Here is a 16,637-nt window from a genome sequence, read left to right on the forward strand (position 1 = left end):
GGCGTTAGGACGGGTATCAGTGAGACAACAGAACCGGCACAGGCGTTTCGCGCAAGACTCGCGCCGTCACGCCGCCCAGAAAATCCTCACGGAATTTGGAATGCTCATAGGCCCCCATAACCAACAGGCAGGGATCGGTTTGCTGGCAATAAGCGATCAAGGCGCGGGCCACGCCCGGCTCAGATGCGATGGGCTGATGTTCAGCCTGCACCTTATGCCGATCCAAATGCCTGAGCACATCATCAACGGGCCGTGACGCGGTGTTTTCGCCAACCGTCAACACAGTCACCCGCCCTTGATCTTCGAGCAATCCAAGGCTGTCCGACAGGGCCCGCGCCGAGGCGCGGCTGGCGTCCCAGGCCAGCACCGCATGGGTGTGGCTGGCCTCCGCATCATGGTCTTGGGGAACAACGATGACCGGTCGACCGCTGAGCAGAGCAATGCGATCGGGATGGATGGAAACGTGATCATCCGCCTCACCAACACCATCCTGCCCGACGACGATCAAATCATAGGTCCGCGCGGTTTCCGCAAGGACCGTATCGACACGTCCAGCAACCTGTTCGAAGTGCAACCGTTCCCCCAGACCAAGCTCAGCCTGTAACGCTTCAAACCGATTGGCGATCCCTGCCAAAAGATCTGCATTGGCCTGTGCGATGATCTCGCGCGCCTTGTCCGGTACCCAGCGGGCGCGGCTGTCAAAGCTTTCATGCTGGGCATGGGCCACAAGCGCCGTGACATACCCCTCGCCCCGCGCAAGAGACGCGGCATATTTCAATGCCGCGACCGAACTGTCAGACCCGTTAAAGGCCACCAAGATATTGCGCATGCTCATTTTCTGTCTCCTTGTCCGGCCCAGACGCTGGCAGGAACATAGACATGCCCGTCTGCCAGTTTTCTTGCCGTGCGCACCAGGCCCGCTGAATTCAGCGCAAACCCGTCATCCATGGAAAAATCCACCAACACGTCGATTGTTCCCGACGCGTGTTCCAGCACCAATCTGGCAGGGTTTTCATTTGGCCGCGCCAACATGCCTTCGGCCACGGACCCTGGGGTCAGTGCGCAAGAGGCCAGACATTGCGCCCCTGTAACGGCCATGGTCGGGTGGGTTTTCCAGGGCATGAAATAGCGCACCGCGATGCTTCCGCCATCTCGTGCCGGGGACAAAAGGCCAAATTTCGGCGTCACCGATTTGGACACATCGCCCATCCCCATCAAGGCCCCGGCCTTGATCCGGATTGCCTCCATTCGTGCAAAGAACGCTGTGTTATCATCCAGTTCCGCCGCGCTTTCATAACCGGTCAGGCCAAAATCCTCGGCCCGTGCGATCACCAGAGGCATAGCGACATCCATGCAGGTCACTTCGATTCCGTCGATCAGGTCGCGCACATTGCCTGTCGGCAAAAACGCCCCGGTCGAGGACCCGACAACCCCCATGAAATTCAGCGCAATGGGTGCCGACGCCCCCGGAACGCCTGCGATCTCGGTCTCGCCGTCAAAGGTCAACTGACCGCCGGGGGTTTGCACCTGGGCCGTGACCCGCGCGCCGGTATTGACCGCGCGAATGCGCAGCTCGGTCACAGTGTCGGTTGCCGGGACAAGCCCCAGTTCAATCGCCGCGGGTCCAACACCTGACAGGATATTGCCGCAGGTTGGTTTGAAATCCACGGTGCTGTCTTCGACCGAAACCTGGGCAAAGAAGTAATCCACATCCGCCCAGTCATCATCGCTTTCAGACAGCATGGCAACCTTGGTGGTCACGGCGGCTCCGCCGCCGATCCCGTCGATATTCAACGCATGACCCGAGCCCAGCGCAGCCACGAGCACCTTGGCCAGTGTATCCAGATCCTCTGGCAGATCCTCGCGCCGGAAATATGGCCCGCGCGATGTGCCACCACGCATAAAGAGATAGGGAATCGCTGTCTGGGTCATTTGAGCGGCCATGGCAGATCAACCGCCCCCTGCAAAAGCCCAGGAGGAAAGTCGCGATTGAGCGCTCCCGCCATCAGACACATGAACCCGATCCCGCAGGCGGTCAGCAGCAATGTCTTGCCCCAGCCGGCCCCGGCACGCACCCGCAGGAAGCTGATGAGGAAACCGATCAAGGCCAGAATGAAGCCGACAAACCAGGTGGCCGCAATCAGACCAGCAAACCAGGCCAAGGTGGACCACAACCCAAAAGGCGCATCCGCATCCTCACCCGCCACCTCTTTGTCGGCAAAGATCGTGTCACCTTCGGGGCGACGCATCATCTGGACCAACAGGATTACACAACAGGCCAGAGAAAACCCGCCAATAACCAAGGGGATGATCTTATCCGTCATATTGTAGTCGGGGATCATATTGGCATTGATCAGCGCAAAGATCAGGTAGCCTGCGATAACCAGCAGAAAGACCAGCGGCGCGCGCTTGGCTCCGGACTGTACATCGCCCTCGGCCATGATCGTTTTGGCCTGCCGAATACCCAGCACCACAGAGATCACGGTGATAATGATCAGCACGATCACAATGGGGCTGAACACGTATTCCATGCCTTCTTCAAAGCTTTTGCGAAAGCGGAAGCTGGCGATCTGGAACGCCTGATTGGTGAATTTTTCCACCGGGTTGGACAGAACGAACCCAATCAGAAAGGCCGGACGCGACCAGTCAAAACGGCGCAGGAAAATCCCGATCAACCCGATGGCAAACAGCGCCAGAAGGTCTTCGAAATTCTGACCCGACTGGAAGGCGGCAAAGCTGATTAGCATGAACAGGAAGGGCGCAAGATAGGTAAAGCGGATCGTGGTCAGCTTGGCGATGCCACCCGAGGCCGCGATGCAGATGATCGTGCCAACAACATTGGCCAGCGCCAAAAGCCAGACGATGGAATAGGTGATGTCGAGATTGTCCTTGAGCATGCCCGGGCCGACTTCGATATCGCCAGACCCCAGCAAAGCAACCGCGCCGATGAAGATCGCCATAGAGCCGGAACCGGGGATGCCGAACAGCAGTGTCGGAACCAGCCCACCGCCCTCTTTGGCGTTGTTGGAGCTTTCGGGCCCAATCACGCCGCGCACTTCACCCTTGCCGAACTTTGTTTTGTCCTTGGTGGTTTGCACGGAATGACCATAGGCGATCCAATCAACGACCGAGCCCCCAAGGCCCGGAATGATGCCCACGACCACACCGATGATCGAGCACCGAATGGACAGCCAGATATTGGCGAACCAATCTTTGACCCCATCCAGCCACCCCGCCCCAAGCGAAGCCCCTTTGGCGATAGAGCGATCCTGACGCAGGAGCGAGACAATTTCGGGAACCGCAAAGATGCCAAGACCGACGATGACCAGTTTCAGACCATCCGCGAGATAGGGAATGTCATAGCTGGCCATGCGCAGGGAGCCGCCGGCATCCGCTTCGCCAATAGTGCCGATCATCAGGCCCAAACCCGCCGCCGCCAGCCCTTTGAGCGGGATACGCCCGGCAAGCACGGCCACCATGGACAGGCCCAGAATGGTGATCATCAGCATCTCGGGCAGGCCAAAGGCCAAAACCACGGGACGCGCGACCAGAATGAATACCGTCAGAAACGAGGCTCCGACCAGCCCGCCAAACAGCGACGACGCAAAAGCAGCCGACAGCGCCCGCGCCGCCTGACCGTTTTTGGCCATGGGAAACCCGTCGAGAACCGTCGCCTGAGAGGCCGAGCTGCCGGGAATGCCCATCAGGACCGAGGCAAACGTGTCAGAGGTCGGCACAACCGCCACCATGCCGATCATCAAAGCCAGGCCCAGAATTGGGTCCATGCCAAACATGAAAGGCAGCAATAGGGACAGGCCTGCAATGCCGCCGAGACCGGGGAAAACCCCGACCGCCAGCCCCATCACCACGCCAAGCACCAGATAACCCAGCACGACAGGTTGCAAGATCAATGCCCACGCCTCTCCAAGCGCAGGAAGTGCGGTTGCGAACATCTCCATGGGACTCGCTTTCAAAAAAATGTCAGGATTTTCAGAAGGGTGGCGCGCCCGTTACAGGGGTGAACAGGCGCGCCTGGTGCCGATTTGACCTAAGTCCAGCTTATTTCAGCGTAACGCCATAAGCTTCGCTCAGCCAATTCGTGACATAGGCCTTGGCCTCTGCCGGAACATTGGTCGCGGTGCCCAGGGCTGTCTGCGCGCCCCCACCGGTAAAGACCGAATATTTGCCAACACGTTTGGACGAAATCTCGGCAAAATCGTCGCGCGCGACAACGTCCTGAAACGCTTTGGTGTAGGCTGCAATGATGTCATCCGGAGTGCCCGCAGGCAGGAAGGCCAGTTTCTGCACCGGGAAGCCCGCGACAAAGAAGGCTTTCCACGCATCCCACGCTTCGCCCGAGGTTTCACAGCCTTCGGTCGCCTCACAAACCTCTTTGAAGGTTGCAATGTCCGGGAAGGTCGGATCGCGCACGATCTCGCCATTTTCGTCCAAGGCACCCCAGGTCATCATCGGAACGGCCTTGCCTGCATCCACAAGCGCGGTCGACCCTTTCAGGTAACCCGAAGAGGTTTGGTAATCGATATTGGCCTCGCCACGTTCAAACATCAGACGGCCATCGCCGCGCCCTTTGATGCCAAAAACCGGCTCGACATTCATGCCGAGCATTTTCCAGGCCAAAAGCGGCACGAGGTCCAGACGGGTTGCCCCTTGCGAGCCATAGATGAAATCGGTGTCCTGCAAAGCATTGGCAGAGCCATCAAACTTGGCCCCGTCTTCGGCATTCAGATAGGCAACACCTCCGGTGCCCGACGCCATGACCGCGTTCCAGTCATTGTATTCATAACGCACCCGCGGATCACCCAAGAGATAGGGGAACTGCGTAGACCCGGACGAGCCGAACAACAGCGTACCGTCCCCATCCTTTTGCTTCTGGAACCAATTCGCCCCTTTGGTCGAACCAGCACCGGGCATGAATTTCACGACAACGGTCGGCTGACCCGGCAGCGCCTCACCCAAAAGCGGGGCAAAGAAGTTGGCCCATTTGGCCGAACCACCTGTTTCAGAAAAGGGGATGACCCATTCGATGGTCTTACCCGAGAAATCGACGTCGGCTTGGGCAGGCATCGCCAGACCGGCGGCTGCAATCAGGCCGAGCACGGCGTTGCGTGTGGATTTGAGAACGGTCATATGTTCCTCCCTAATGACCAGTCAAACACGTCCGTGCCTCCAAAGCGACAATGTTCGACAAATGAGGGGGATTGATTCCCCCAACGATCTGCTGAACATGATGGGCCAACCTTGCGTGAACCTTGCACGCAGCCAAAGGGAGTGAAAATGCGGATCGTCATCGTCGAAGACAACGAGTCTCTTGCCAAAGCGATCTCTTACCGTTTGCGTGATCGGGGGCACGCGGCGGATGTGCTGCATGACGGAGCCGAGGCGGATGCTTTCCTGGCGCAGGAAGGGGCGGACCTTGTGGTGCTCGATATCAATTTGCCGGGCAAAAGCGGTCTCGACATTCTTCGCGCGCTTCGGGCGCGGGGTGACAGCGCACCTGTCATTTTGCTGACCGCACGCAGCGAAACCAGCGACAGGGTTGCCGGGTTGGATCTGGGCGCGGATGATTATCTGGTGAAACCGTTTGAAATGGACGAGCTTGAGGCGCGCATTCGCGCGCTGACCCGCCGCAAGAACCTGGAATTCGGCGCGCAGGACAATATTGGCAATATCACCTTTGATCGCACCGCCCGGCAGGTCAGCGTCGAAGGCGTGCCGCTGGATATTCCGCGCAAGGAATTGGCGGTGTTGGAATGCCTTCTGGAACGGCGCGGCCGCATCGTCTCCAAAACGCTGCTGACCGATCATGTTTATGGCATCGGCGCGGATGTTGATCAAACCGCGGTCGAGCCGCTGGTCTCAAGGCTCAGACGTCGCTTGGCCGATTACGGCGTTGCGATCAAAACCGCGCGCGGCCTTGGTTACATGCTCGAAGAGCTGCGCGAATGACCCGCACCTATTCCCTGCGCCAACGGCTCTTTGCCCTGATCATGATACCCCTGCTTCTGGTATCGATCATGCTTGGCATCTGGCGCTACAACGTTGCGCAGGCCACCGCCGAGGACCTGTTTGATCGTTCATTGCTGTCCGCCGCCCTGGCCATTTCGCGCGATGTAACCATTTCGGGCGGTGATCTTTTGTCACCGACCACCAGTGGTTTGATCCACGATGCCGCAGGCGGCGAGGTGTTTTACCACGCCACTGGTCCGGACGGGATTTACGTCACCGGCTATGCCTATCCCCCGGCTGTGGCCTCAACCGCCAAGGCCGAGCTGCAGCGCCCCCATTATGACCGCGCCAGCTATCGCAATGAACCAGTTCGAGTCTTGCGGATCATTGAACGCGTATCGATTGACGGCATCTCGGGCAATGCGACCGTGACGGTCTGGCAGCGTATGGCCGAACGCGAGGAGTTTGCCGCCCAAATCGCGCGCCGCGCCATCAGCCTGATGGCCGGGTTGATCCTGACCCTGGCTTTGGTGGTCTGGTTCGGCGTGCATCTGGGCCTGCGCCCGCTTCTTGATCTGCAACAAGCGATTTCCGTCCGTTCCCCCGATGATCTCAGCCAGATCAAACGCAGCGTTCCCGTCGAGGTTCAGGGGGTTGTGGCCACGCTCAACCACCTCTTGGAAAAGATCCAAGGCAGCATGAACGCGCATCAGGTCTTTATCTCGAACGCCGCGCATCAATTGCGCAACCCCGCCGCTGCGGTGCTGTCCATGGCGGAAACCTTGCGCGATTCCCCGACACCGGAAGATCGCCAAGAACGTCTGGACGCTCTGATCACCGCCGCGCGCCAATCCACCCGCATCACCAACCAATTGCTGTCTATGGATCGATTGCGCCAACCCGTTCCGGACAGCCAGTTCACCCGGTTTGACCTGAACGAAACCGTTCAAGAGGTCTGCGCGCAAATCGGGCCTGAATTGCTCTCGCAAGGTTTGGAATTCGAACTTTCGGCCCCCGAAGGCACGGTTCCGATCAAAGGCGACCAAGTCTTTATTTCCGAAGCCCTCAAGAACCTGATCGACAATGCGTTTAAACATGGCGGGGCCAGGCTGAGCATGATTTCGGTCACGTTGCGTGACGAGGATAAGCATATCGCCATTACGGTCAGTGATGACGGAAAAGGCCTGTCGCCGGACAATGCCGAAGCCGCCTTGGGGCGGTTTTCACAGGTAGAACCCTCTGATGGCAGTGGTCTGGGCCTTGCCATTGCTGCGACCGTGGCTGAGCAGCATGGTGGGTCTTTGACCATCAATCCGGTTGAGACCGGGGCGAGCTTGACGATGAGGATGGCAAAGGGCTGAAAGCATCCCGAGTGGCTCGCATCACCGCCGGGCGTTTGTCGATCCGCAACATCCAGGCGCGGACATGTGGGCAGTCATTCAGATCAAGCCCAAGCCGCGATGCCCGCATCATCCAAGTGTAATGCGCAATATCGGCGATGCCGTAATCGGCTCCGTCGAACCAAGTGGTCTGTTCCAAACGGCTCTCCATCTGCACAAGGATCTTTTGGCAGATGGCGCGGTAATGGCTTTGCATCTCGGGGTTCGGGTCGCCCGCCAGCTCAACCCAATATTCCAACTGGCCAAACAAAGGCCCTTGGGTTGAGGCCTGAAACATCAACCATTCCAGCCCCTTTTGTCGCTGCCAGCCGGTTTTGGCCAAGCCAAAGCCTGAACGATCCGCCAGAAACATCAAGATCGCAGCAGATTCGACCAGCACCTCCTCCTCGACCACCAGAACCGGCACTTTGCCATTGGGGTTGAGCGCACGAAAACCGGGGCTGTGCTGTTCGCCTGCCCGGATATCGATTGGGTCGAACGCATAGGGCTGGCCAATTTCCTCGAGCATGATCAACACCTTGAACGTATTAACCGTATCAAAGCCGTATAGGCGCATCAGGAGCCACTGCTTTGCAAGGCGTCCAAACGCGGCATCAGGGACAGCAATTCGCGCGTGTATTCTGTCTTTGGCCGAGCAAACAGATCCTCGGTCGCCTGCAGTTCGACCATTTGACCATTCTTCATCACGGCAACACGCGAACACATCTGACGCACCACCGGCAAATCATGGCTGATAAAGAGCAGGGTCAGACCCAGATGCTCTTGCAAATCCTTAAGGATATTTAGGATTTGCGCCTGAATGGACACATCCAAGGCCGAGGTGGGCTCGTCACAAATCAGGAATTGCGGTTGGGTGGCCAATGCTCGGGCGATGCAAATACGCTGACGCTGCCCGCCGGAAAACTCATGCGGGTATTTGAAACCCGCCTCCGCCCCCATTCCGACCTGCTCCAACAGTTCGGCCACGCGGGTTTTGACGGCGCTGCCGCTGAGCAACCGGTGGTGATGGATCGGTTCTGCGATGATCTGGTCCACCCGCATACGCGGATTCAGCGATGAAAACGGATCCTGGAAAATCATCTGAATTTCCTGCCGAAAGGCCGCCTGAACCGCTTTGTTGGACAGATCGCTTACCTCTTGGCCGCGAAAGTGAACCACGCCGCCATCAACCCGATGCAGCCCGCTGATAAGCCGCGCGATGGTGGATTTCCCCGACCCGCTTTCCCCAACAATGCCAAAGACTTCGCCCGGGAAAATGTCAAAACTGACATCATCGACAGCGGTGAAATAGGTGCTTTTGCCCGGGATCAGGCTGCGCTTCTCCAGAAAGCGTTTCGACAGGTTTTGCACCTTGATCAAGGGGGTGTCGGGATCGGCATCTTGGCGTGGCCAATTGCGAGCAATATCTTCGATGGCAAAGCGGGTTTGCCGCCCACCATAGCTGATCTGAGGAAAGCGATGGCGCGGCTCATTGGGGCGCGGCACCGCAGCAATCAGCGACTGGCTATAAAGATGCTGCGGGTCGCCGATAACTTGATCGGTTGGCCCCGTTTCGACCACTTCGCCCTGATACATCACCGTGACCCGATCGGTCGTGTCGGCAATCACGCCCATATCATGGGTAATCAGGATCACCCCAACCTGCCGCTCCTCTGCCAATTCCCGAATGAGGTCAAGGATTTGCGCCTGCACGGCCACATCCAGCGCGGTTGTCGGTTCGTCCGCGATGATCACTTCGGGCTCAGAGCACAAAGCCAGCGCAATCACCACCCGCTGCCGCATCCCACCGGAAAACTGATGCGGATATTGGTCTAGACGGGTGTCCGGGTCGGGAATACCGACGCGGTCCAACAGGTCACGGGCGCGCTGGTCGGCCTCTTCTCCGGACACATCAAGATGGGTCAAGATGGTTTCCACCAATTGCTGGCGGACCGTGAAAAGCGGGTTCAGCGAGGTCAGCGGGTCCTGAAAGATCATGCTGATCCGGTTGCCGCGCAGTGCCCGCATGGCATCCTGATCCAACCCGCTGATCGCGCTGCCATTCAGAGCAATTTCCCCTTCGGTGATGCGCCCTGGTGCCTCAAGCAACCCCATGATGGCCGCACCAATGGTGGACTTCCCTGCCCCGCTTTCGCCAACCAGCCCGTGGATTTCACCGGGCTCCACCACCAGATCCGCCGAAGCCACCGCGACAAAGCGTTGACGGCGAGTGGGGAATTCAACAGTCAGATCCTTGATCTCGAGAAGTGACATGACCAGCCTCTATCGCAATTTCGGGTTCAAGGCGTCGCGCAGCCAATCGCCCAACAGGTTCACGGATAGCGCCAAGGCCAGCAGGGTCACCGCAGGAAAGACCAAGATCCACCATTCGCCCGAGAACAGGAACCCTTGGCCAATGCGGATCAGCGTGCCCAAGCTTGGCTGCGTGGCCGGGGCCCCGACCCCGAGGAAAGACAACGTCGCCTCGGCAATGATGGCCAAGGCCAGTGAAATGGTAGCAATCACCAGAACCGGCGACATGACATTGGGCAGGATGTGGCGAAACAGGATCGGCAGCGCCCCTCGCCCCATCAGCCGCGCCGCCTGAACATATTCCTTGTTCTTTTCCACCAGTGTCGCACCCCGCACCACCCGGGCAAATTGCACCCAGTCAGACAAGCCAATCGCCAGGATCAGCACCCAGATCGCCAGTTGGTCGCGATACTCCACCGGGGTGACCCCCTTGGCGACACCGAAAATCAGCATCGCCACAAGGATCGAGGGAAAGGTCAGCTGCACATCGGCAATCCGCATGATGATGGCATCCGCCCAGCCGCCAAAATAGCCCGAGATCAAGCCCAGCGTGATCCCGATCACCATGCCCAGCGCCACAGCGGCAAAGCCGACAAACAACGATATCCGCATCCCGTAAAGGATGGTCGAATACACGTCGCGCCCCTGATCATCGGTGCCAAGCAGGAACCAATCCGGACTGAATTCCGCCTGTGACAGCGGTGGGGTGAATCCGTTCAACAGGTTCAGGCTGGCCGGATCAAACGGGTTCATCACGGCCAAAAGCGGCGCGAAAACCGCCGCGAGGATGAGTAGTAAAGCCACCGTGCTTGAAATGATCGCGACTGGCGAATGACGGAAACTGTATCCCACATCGCTGTCCCAGGCGCGGGCGAGCATGGATTTGGGCTTGGCCGTTTGCTCGGAACTCGTCGTCATGTGCGCAACCTCGGGTCAATAGCGACATATAGCAGGTCAACCAGTAGGTTGATCCCGACAAACATCACGGAAATCAGCATCAGATAGGCGGCCATAACCGGGATATCGACAAACTGAATGGCGTTGATGAAAAGCAACCCGACACCGGGCCATTGAAACACCGTCTCGGTGATGATGGCAAAGGCGATGATGGATCCCAGCTGCAAGCCCGCCACCGTAATCACCGGCACCATGGTGTTTTTCAGCGCATGGCGAAACAGCACGGCCCGCTCTGGCAGTCCACGGGCGCGGGCAAATCGGACGTAGTCCTGCCGCAGCACCTCAAGCATTTGCGACCGGACCAGCCGCATGATCAGGGTCATCTGGTACAGGCCCAGAGTGATCGCGGGCAAGATCAGGGCGCGCAGCCCGCTGGTTGTCAGAAATCCGGTCGTCCACCCGCCCAGATCCACCACCTCGCCGCGGCCAAAGCTGGGCAGCCAATCAAGTTCAACTGAAAAGAGGTAGATCAGCAGGATGCCAATCAAGAATGTTGGCAGCGACACGCCAACCAGACTGATGGTCATAACCATCTGCGCCATAAATCCGTTGCGGCGGATGGCTGTGAACACGCCCAGCACGATCCCCGCCCCCAGCGCGAACACGCCCGAGACCAGCGCAAGCTCCAGCGTCGCCGGAGCGCGCTCGGCCAGGATCTGCGCCACAGGACGCCCCTGTTCGTAAGACACACCAAAATTGCCCTGCAAGGCGCTTAGGATGAATTTGACATATTGCACCACAAAGGGCTGGTCCAAACCCAACCGGGCGCGCAAACGATCCACATCTTCCTGAGTGCGTTCCTGCCCCAGCATATTGTCGATCGGATCACCCATAAAGGTGAACATGGCAAAGGCCACCAACCCCACGATCAGCAACACCAGCACTGATTGAAGGACGCGGCGGATGATATATGACAGCATTTCTTGAAACCCGCAGGCGGTAAAGAACGCCCCAGCTTAGGGGCGCTCTGCTCTTTTAAGCGAGCTGAAAGTCAGTTCACGGTGACCCAGCGCAGGATGAAAAAGTTATCCGGGCGCTGTGTCAGCTCGATATTGTCCTGCGCGCCCCAAACCAGCGGTTGCACATACATCGGCACATAGGCGTGTTCAGACTGATAGATCGAGGTGATCTCATCCATCATGGCTTGGCGTTTGCCATCGTCGATCTCGGACTGGACCATCGGCAACAGCTCATCCACGCGCGCGTTTGAGAACCCGCCAAAGTTCCACGAACCCAGCTTTTTCTCAGGGTTTGGCGTGGTCACGAGGAACCGCACCGGGTGTTCGTGGTCAAATGTGCCCGGCGACCAGCCCAGCAGATACATGTCGAAATTGTCGGCGCGCAGTTCGGGCCAGTAGTTCTGCACCGGCATGGCGTCGAGCTCGGCCTTGATTCCCACCTGCGCCAACATGCCCGTCACCGCCTGACACACCGCTTCGTCGTTCAGGTAACGGTTGTTGGGGCATTTCAGACCAAAGGAGAACCCATCGCCATAGCCCGCTTCGGCCAAGAGCGCCTTGGCACCGGCCACGTCATAGGCGGGACGTGCGGCCAAGGCATCGGAAAAGCCGCGCATGGCAGGGCTGACCAACTGGCTAGCAGGTTCGGCGCTGCCCCGCATGATGGTTTTCAGGATCGCATCGACATTGATCGCCTTGGCCACGGCTTCGCGAACGCGGGCATCCTTGAACGGGTTGGGCTGTCCGGCCATGGCGGTGTATTTCAGCTCATCCCGGTCCTGACCAAAGCCCAGCATGATCACACGCGCCTCAATCCCGCGAATGACCTTGGTGCCGTCACGTTCATCCACACGGGCGGCATCCTGAATGGGCACCGGGTTGATCATATCCACATCACCAGACAACAGCGCCGCCACAGCGGTGGCCGGGTTGTCGATGGGGGTGAATACCGCCTCGGTGATGTTGTGTTCCGCCTCATCCCACCAGCCATCAAACGGGGCCAGGGTTGTGGTCAAACCGGGCTGGCGATCCTTGAGCATAAACGCCCCGGTGCCATTGGCATTCAACGTGGCGTAGTTACCGTTTTCCTTATCTGGCAGCGCCGTGCTGTTGGCTTCGGCCCAGCCTTTGTCCATCATCATCCAGTTGGCGATGGAATCCGGAAAGATCGGATTGGGGGCAGAGGTCAGGATGTCGACCGTGTAATCATCCACCACCTTCACATCCGCCACAGGCGCAAACCAGCTGCGTGTGTCCGAGGCTTCGGATGAGGCACGCTGATAGCTGAACAGCACATCCTCAGCGGTGAAATCCGCGCCATCGTGGAATTTCACGCCCTTGCGCAGGTTGAAACGCCAGCCTTCGCCCACGCCAATCGGCTCCCAGGAGGTGGCCAAAGCAGGCTCAACCGCCATGTCTTTGCCCCGGCGCACCAGGCCCTCGTAAACGTTGTTCAGGAACCCCAGAACCGGCGCAGAGTTGACCGCATGCGGGTCCATTGTTTGCGGATCCGTCGTGCCCGCCCATTTGAATGTTTCCGCCGAGGCCGCGCCAGCCAGGCACAGCGTCAAAGCAGTAGATGCGAATAGTTTGAACATGTTCTCTCCCCGAAATCGCGCGAAAAGCCGGGTCAAGCATCGTCAAATGCGAATCGATCCGGGCCACCGCGTTCGGGTATGATAGCGCAATCGATCAAAGGGACATGTGGCAATCACCTTTGCTCACGGCCAAGCGAACAGCTTCAGACATCCGGTTTGAGGCCCAAGATCGTGCTATCAAAGGAAGAGTTGAGCACGCCTTGGACTCATATTTTCAAGGCTATTTTCTCAGGCACTGTCGGAACTGGCCGTCGGTTCGGACAGTGTGAAAAGGCCCTTACTGACGGTCAAACGCCCCAGGATGCACACGGGAAAGTGAACAGGAACGAACAGGAATGATCAAAACTCGAACAGGTAACGCCGGCGATGGTCAGCTTTGGACCGCGCCAGGGTCACAAAAGCAAAACGGCCCAAACTTCTTTGGGCCGTTTGATGTATCGGATAAGGGTCAGCCCCATTGCGGCAGCGGATCGTCCAGTTCGAACCAGTCAATCGGCATGAAATCATCCACGTCCAACAGCGCCGAGTTCAAACGTGCACAAATCGCCTCGCGATCCAGGCCCGTGCCGATAAACACGATCTCCTGCCGGCGATCCCCCCAAGGCTCTACCCAATTGCGCGCAATTTCGGCCTGAGCTTGGGGATGCGTGGGCAGGCGTTCCTGCGGGACAGAGGCCCACCAGCGCCCCAAAGGTTTGATCGAGGACAGTGCCCCGGCCAGACTGTATTCAATCGCCCAATCCGGACGTGTCGCCACCCAAAGATGGCCCTTGGCGCGGATCACACCCGGCAAATCACCGTTCAACACCTCATAGAGCTTGCGCGGGTGAAACGGTGCGCGGGCGTGATAGGCAAAAGAGGTGATGCCGTATTCTTCGTCTTCCGGCGTGTGATTGGCAAAGCCATAAAGCTCCTTGGCCCACATCGGATGCTCATGCGCCGTGTCAAAATCAAACAGGCCCGTGTCCAGAATGGTCTCGGCAGAGACGTCGGAATGATCGGTTTCGATGATCTTGGCGTCACCATTCAGCGCGCGAATGATCTTGAGCGCGTTTTTCACCCGCTCAGGGCCCGCATCGGACACCTTGTTCAGGATCACCACATCGGCAAACTCGATCTGCTCGGTCAGTAGGCTGACCAGGCTGCGATCATCATCATCGCCCAGGGATTCGCCGCGATCACTCAGAAAATCATGGCTCGAGAAATCTTCGAGCAGGTTGACCGCATCAACAACCGTCACCATCGTGTCCAACCGGGCCACGTCCGACAGGCTTTCACCCTCTTCATCGCGAAAATCAAAGGTCGCCGCGACGGGCAGCGGCTCCGAGATCCCGGTGGATTCGATCAACAGATAGTCAAACCGCCCCTCTTCGGACAGCTTGCGCACCTCTTTCAGCAGATCGTCACGCAGGGTGCAGCAAATGCAGCCATTGGACATTTCAACCAAAGTCTCCTCCGAACGCGACAGCTCGGTGCCTTCGCGCACCAGATCGGCGTCGATATTCACTTCGGACATGTCATTCACAATGACAGCAACACGGCGGCCATCGCGATTGTTCAAGACACGGTTCAGCAGCGTGGTCTTACCCGCGCCCAAAAAGCCGGAGAGAACAGTGACCGGAAGACGGGAGTCGTTGGGATTGATATCTTTCATGAGGATGCAGGCTCTTTTTCGGAGGAGAAGGTTCCGCGCAGCATGTCAAAGCTGCGCTGCAATTCGGGTCGTGTGATGTCGCGGGCGATCACCACGATGCGCGAACGACGGTCATCGCTGGGCCAATCGCGGATCGGCATCGGCGGGGTAAAGATCTTTTGCACGCCGTGAAAGACAAAAGGCATGTCGATCCCCTTCAGAAAGACAATGCCTTTGACCCGCAAAATATCAGGGCCTTTCAACGAAATCAGCGTGTTCAACCAGGCGTCAAACTGGCGATCCTCAAGGGGCTCATCCAGAATGATCGACGCCGTGCCAATACGGGTGTCATGCGGATTGAACGGGGATGGCTCGGGGGTTTTATTGGCAAACCCGGACAGGTTGGCAAATGGGTCCGCCGTCGGAGTTGTCGGAGCGGCCAGCCAGGACACGGCTTGGGCCGGGGCGACGCCTTCGCTCACACCGCTCAGATCCCACATGTGATCGATGACGTTTTCACCGCTGACCGAATGAAGAATGCGCGCATTGGGGTTCAAGCTTTTGAGCCGCGCCTCCAAAACCGCCACTTGTTCAGACATGACAAGGTCGGTCTTGCTGAGAACGATCAAATCGGCCACGGCGACCTGTGACACGGCCTCAAACTGGGCGTCCAGAGTGGTCGCTCCGTTGGCGGCATCCACCAGGGTGACAACCCCGTCCAAGCGTGCAAACCGTGCCAGCCCGCGATCAACAACCATGGTCTGCATAATCGGGCCGGGATCGGCCAGACCGGTGGTTTCAATAACAATCCTGTCAAACTCGAACGAGCCGGATTCACGCCGATGCAGCAATTGCAAAACGGTATCCGCCAACTCCCCTCGCACCGTGCAGCACAGGCAGCCCGACGCCATCAGAATGACATCGTCCGAGGCGGTTTCGATCAGGTCATGATCCAGCCCGGCCTCACCGAATTCATTGACGATCACTGCGATGCGTTCACCGGACTCATGCAGGATGCGGTTGAGCAATGTGGTTTTGCCCGCCCCGAGAAATCCGGTGAGCAAAGTAACAGGAATGCGCGTATCTTTCACACCAGGCCCCATGGTTATGACGTCAGATGTGATCTGTTATATTATAACATGACGACAGGCAAGCCCGCATAGCAAGGCTTTGCAAGCAATTGCCGACTGTCACGCGGGTGATTTGGTGACCCGTGCATACTGCGCATAGCCGCGATAGAGCGGCAAAAACGTCACCTCCACCCCGGTTTGCGCGCATATCACATCCGCAAGCCCGTCGCGGGGCGTAACATGAAACCGAGCCAGCCAATTGCGCAGACCCGCCTTGAACCAGCGCGGCAGCCGCGCTTGATCGCCAAAATCAACGATATGCAGGGTGCCGCCCGGTTCAAGATGGCGCAGGGCCTCGGCAATGGCGGCCTGCCAATCCGGGATCATCGACAGGCTATAGGACATGACAATGTGGTCAAACCGCGCCTGCCCGAACAGGGTTTCGGGATCAAAAGCACAGGCATCGCCCTGCGCAAAACTTGCACGTGCGCCCAGCTTGTTGTGCGCGTTTATCAACATCTCGGACGAGATATCGACACCATACAAAACCCGCCCCGGATAGCGGCGACCAATCAGATCCAGATTGCGCCCGGTCCCGCAGGCGATCTCGAGTATATGCGCGCCGGGTTCGGGGTGCATCTGATCAATCAGATGATCCCGCCCCAGCAGGTAATATTTGCGGGTCACATCATAAATCAGGCGCTGACGGCGATAGATACCATCCATCAAGGCCCCATGATGTGTCGTGCTGTCCGCCATCA

Annotated in this window: 14 protein-coding genes; 2 read left to right on the plus strand and 12 right to left on the minus strand. The window is 58.4% G+C overall.

Annotation, left to right across the window (positions count from 1 at the left end; genetic code table 11):
• Nucleotides 1-16 precede the first annotated feature (16 nt).
• From CLV87_RS16600 to CLV87_RS16615, 4 genes are all read right to left on the minus strand, one after another.
• Complete coding sequence (locus CLV87_RS16600) at nt 17-835, minus strand: universal stress protein (protein ID WP_099247151.1); 819 nt, start codon at nt 833-835, stop codon at nt 17-19.
• The gene (locus CLV87_RS16605) at nt 832-1,932 is read right to left on the minus strand and encodes a 4-oxalomesaconate tautomerase (protein ID WP_099247153.1); all 1,101 of its coding nucleotides are present in this window, start codon (nt 1,930-1,932) and stop codon (nt 832-834) included. The genes CLV87_RS16600 and CLV87_RS16605 overlap by 4 nt, the downstream gene beginning before the upstream one ends.
• On the minus strand, nt 1,929-3,959 hold the full coding sequence (locus CLV87_RS16610; protein WP_099247155.1) for a tripartite tricarboxylate transporter permease: 2,031 nt from the start codon (nt 3,957-3,959) through the stop codon (nt 1,929-1,931). Before CLV87_RS16610 ends, CLV87_RS16605 begins: the two co-directional genes overlap by 4 nt.
• Before the next feature lie 100 nt (nt 3,960-4,059).
• The gene (locus CLV87_RS16615; RefSeq protein WP_099247157.1) at nt 4,060-5,148 is read right to left on the minus strand and encodes a type 2 periplasmic-binding domain-containing protein; all 1,089 of its coding nucleotides are present in this window, start codon (nt 5,146-5,148) and stop codon (nt 4,060-4,062) included.
• A 147-nt stretch (nt 5,149-5,295) separates the two neighbouring features.
• Between CLV87_RS16615 and CLV87_RS16620 the strand changes: the two genes are divergently transcribed.
• Nucleotides 5,296-5,967 (plus strand): response regulator transcription factor, encoded by a 672-nt coding sequence (locus CLV87_RS16620; protein WP_099247159.1) that lies wholly within the window; start codon nt 5,296-5,298, stop codon nt 5,965-5,967.
• A complete protein-coding gene (locus CLV87_RS16625) occupies nt 5,964-7,328 on the plus strand; it encodes a sensor histidine kinase (protein WP_099247161.1) in 1,365 nt (454 codons plus the stop codon). The genes CLV87_RS16620 and CLV87_RS16625 overlap by 4 nt, the downstream gene beginning before the upstream one ends.
• Here CLV87_RS16625 and CLV87_RS16630 read toward each other — a convergent pair.
• The 8 genes from CLV87_RS16630 to CLV87_RS16665 all read right to left on the minus strand — a co-directional run bounded on the left by CLV87_RS16630 (nt 7,276) and on the right by CLV87_RS16665 (nt 16,635).
• Complete coding sequence (locus CLV87_RS16630) at nt 7,276-7,923, minus strand: glutathione S-transferase family protein (protein WP_099247163.1); 648 nt, start codon at nt 7,921-7,923, stop codon at nt 7,276-7,278. The two genes, CLV87_RS16625 and CLV87_RS16630, sit on opposite strands and share 53 nt — an antisense overlap.
• Nucleotides 7,923-9,620: an ABC transporter ATP-binding protein gene (locus CLV87_RS16635; protein ID WP_099247165.1), complete on the minus strand. Its 1,698-nt coding sequence runs from the start codon at nt 9,618-9,620 to the stop codon at nt 7,923-7,925. Before CLV87_RS16635 ends, CLV87_RS16630 begins: the two co-directional genes overlap by 1 nt.
• A gap of 9 nt (nt 9,621-9,629) precedes the next feature.
• On the minus strand, nt 9,630-10,577 hold the full coding sequence (locus CLV87_RS16640; RefSeq protein ID WP_099247167.1) for an ABC transporter permease: 948 nt from the start codon (nt 10,575-10,577) through the stop codon (nt 9,630-9,632).
• Nucleotides 10,574-11,536, minus strand: coding sequence for an ABC transporter permease (locus CLV87_RS16645; RefSeq protein ID WP_099247169.1), 963 nt, complete (start codon nt 11,534-11,536; stop codon nt 10,574-10,576). Before CLV87_RS16645 ends, CLV87_RS16640 begins: the two co-directional genes overlap by 4 nt.
• Nucleotides 11,537-11,607: 71 nt before the next feature.
• The gene (locus tag CLV87_RS16650; protein ID WP_099247171.1) at nt 11,608-13,173 is read right to left on the minus strand and encodes an ABC transporter substrate-binding protein; all 1,566 of its coding nucleotides are present in this window, start codon (nt 13,171-13,173) and stop codon (nt 11,608-11,610) included.
• Between the two features lie 448 nt (nt 13,174-13,621).
• The gene (locus tag CLV87_RS16655; protein ID WP_099247172.1) at nt 13,622-14,827 is read right to left on the minus strand and encodes a GTP-binding protein; all 1,206 of its coding nucleotides are present in this window, start codon (nt 14,825-14,827) and stop codon (nt 13,622-13,624) included.
• A complete protein-coding gene (locus tag CLV87_RS16660; protein WP_099247898.1) occupies nt 14,824-15,897 on the minus strand; it encodes a CobW family GTP-binding protein in 1,074 nt (357 codons plus the stop codon). The genes CLV87_RS16655 and CLV87_RS16660 overlap by 4 nt, the downstream gene beginning before the upstream one ends.
• A 99-nt stretch (nt 15,898-15,996) precedes the next feature.
• On the minus strand, nt 15,997-16,635 hold the full coding sequence (locus tag CLV87_RS16665; RefSeq protein ID WP_099247900.1) for a class I SAM-dependent methyltransferase: 639 nt from the start codon (nt 16,633-16,635) through the stop codon (nt 15,997-15,999).
• Nucleotides 16,636-16,637: the final 2 nt, after the last annotated feature.

It is taken from the genome of Pelagimonas phthalicica, assembly GCF_004364805.1.
In the GTDB taxonomy this organism is placed as follows: domain Bacteria; phylum Pseudomonadota; class Alphaproteobacteria; order Rhodobacterales; family Rhodobacteraceae; genus Pelagimonas; species Pelagimonas phthalicica.

Excerpts from the sequence above, each read along its gene's own strand:
- CLV87_RS16635 (WP_099247165.1), bottom strand. The coding sequence starts at position 9,620 with ATGTCACTTCTCGAGATCAAGGATCTGACTGTTGAATTCCCCACTCGC.
- CLV87_RS16615 (WP_099247157.1), bottom strand. The coding sequence starts at position 5,148 with ATGACCGTTCTCAAATCCACACGCAACGCCGTGCTCGGCCTGATTGCA.
- CLV87_RS16655 (WP_099247172.1), bottom strand. The coding sequence starts at position 14,827 with ATGAAAGATATCAATCCCAACGACTCCCGTCTTCCGGTCACTGTTCTC.
- CLV87_RS16650 (WP_099247171.1), bottom strand. The coding sequence starts at position 13,173 with ATGTTCAAACTATTCGCATCTACTGCTTTGACGCTGTGCCTGGCTGGC.
- CLV87_RS16610 (WP_099247155.1), bottom strand. The coding sequence starts at position 3,959 with ATGGAGATGTTCGCAACCGCACTTCCTGCGCTTGGAGAGGCGTGGGCA.
- CLV87_RS16640 (WP_099247167.1), bottom strand. The coding sequence starts at position 10,577 with ATGACGACGAGTTCCGAGCAAACGGCCAAGCCCAAATCCATGCTCGCC.
- CLV87_RS16600 (WP_099247151.1), bottom strand. The coding sequence starts at position 835 with ATGAGCATGCGCAATATCTTGGTGGCCTTTAACGGGTCTGACAGTTCG.
- CLV87_RS16625 (WP_099247161.1), top strand. The coding sequence starts at position 5,964 with ATGACCCGCACCTATTCCCTGCGCCAACGGCTCTTTGCCCTGATCATG.
- CLV87_RS16605 (WP_099247153.1), bottom strand. The coding sequence starts at position 1,932 with ATGACCCAGACAGCGATTCCCTATCTCTTTATGCGTGGTGGCACATCG.
- CLV87_RS16630 (WP_099247163.1), bottom strand. The coding sequence starts at position 7,923 with ATGCGCCTATACGGCTTTGATACGGTTAATACGTTCAAGGTGTTGATC.
- CLV87_RS16620 (WP_099247159.1), top strand. The coding sequence starts at position 5,296 with ATGCGGATCGTCATCGTCGAAGACAACGAGTCTCTTGCCAAAGCGATC.
- CLV87_RS16665 (WP_099247900.1), bottom strand. The coding sequence starts at position 16,635 with ATGGCGGACAGCACGACACATCATGGGGCCTTGATGGATGGTATCTAT.
- CLV87_RS16645 (WP_099247169.1), bottom strand. The coding sequence starts at position 11,536 with ATGCTGTCATATATCATCCGCCGCGTCCTTCAATCAGTGCTGGTGTTG.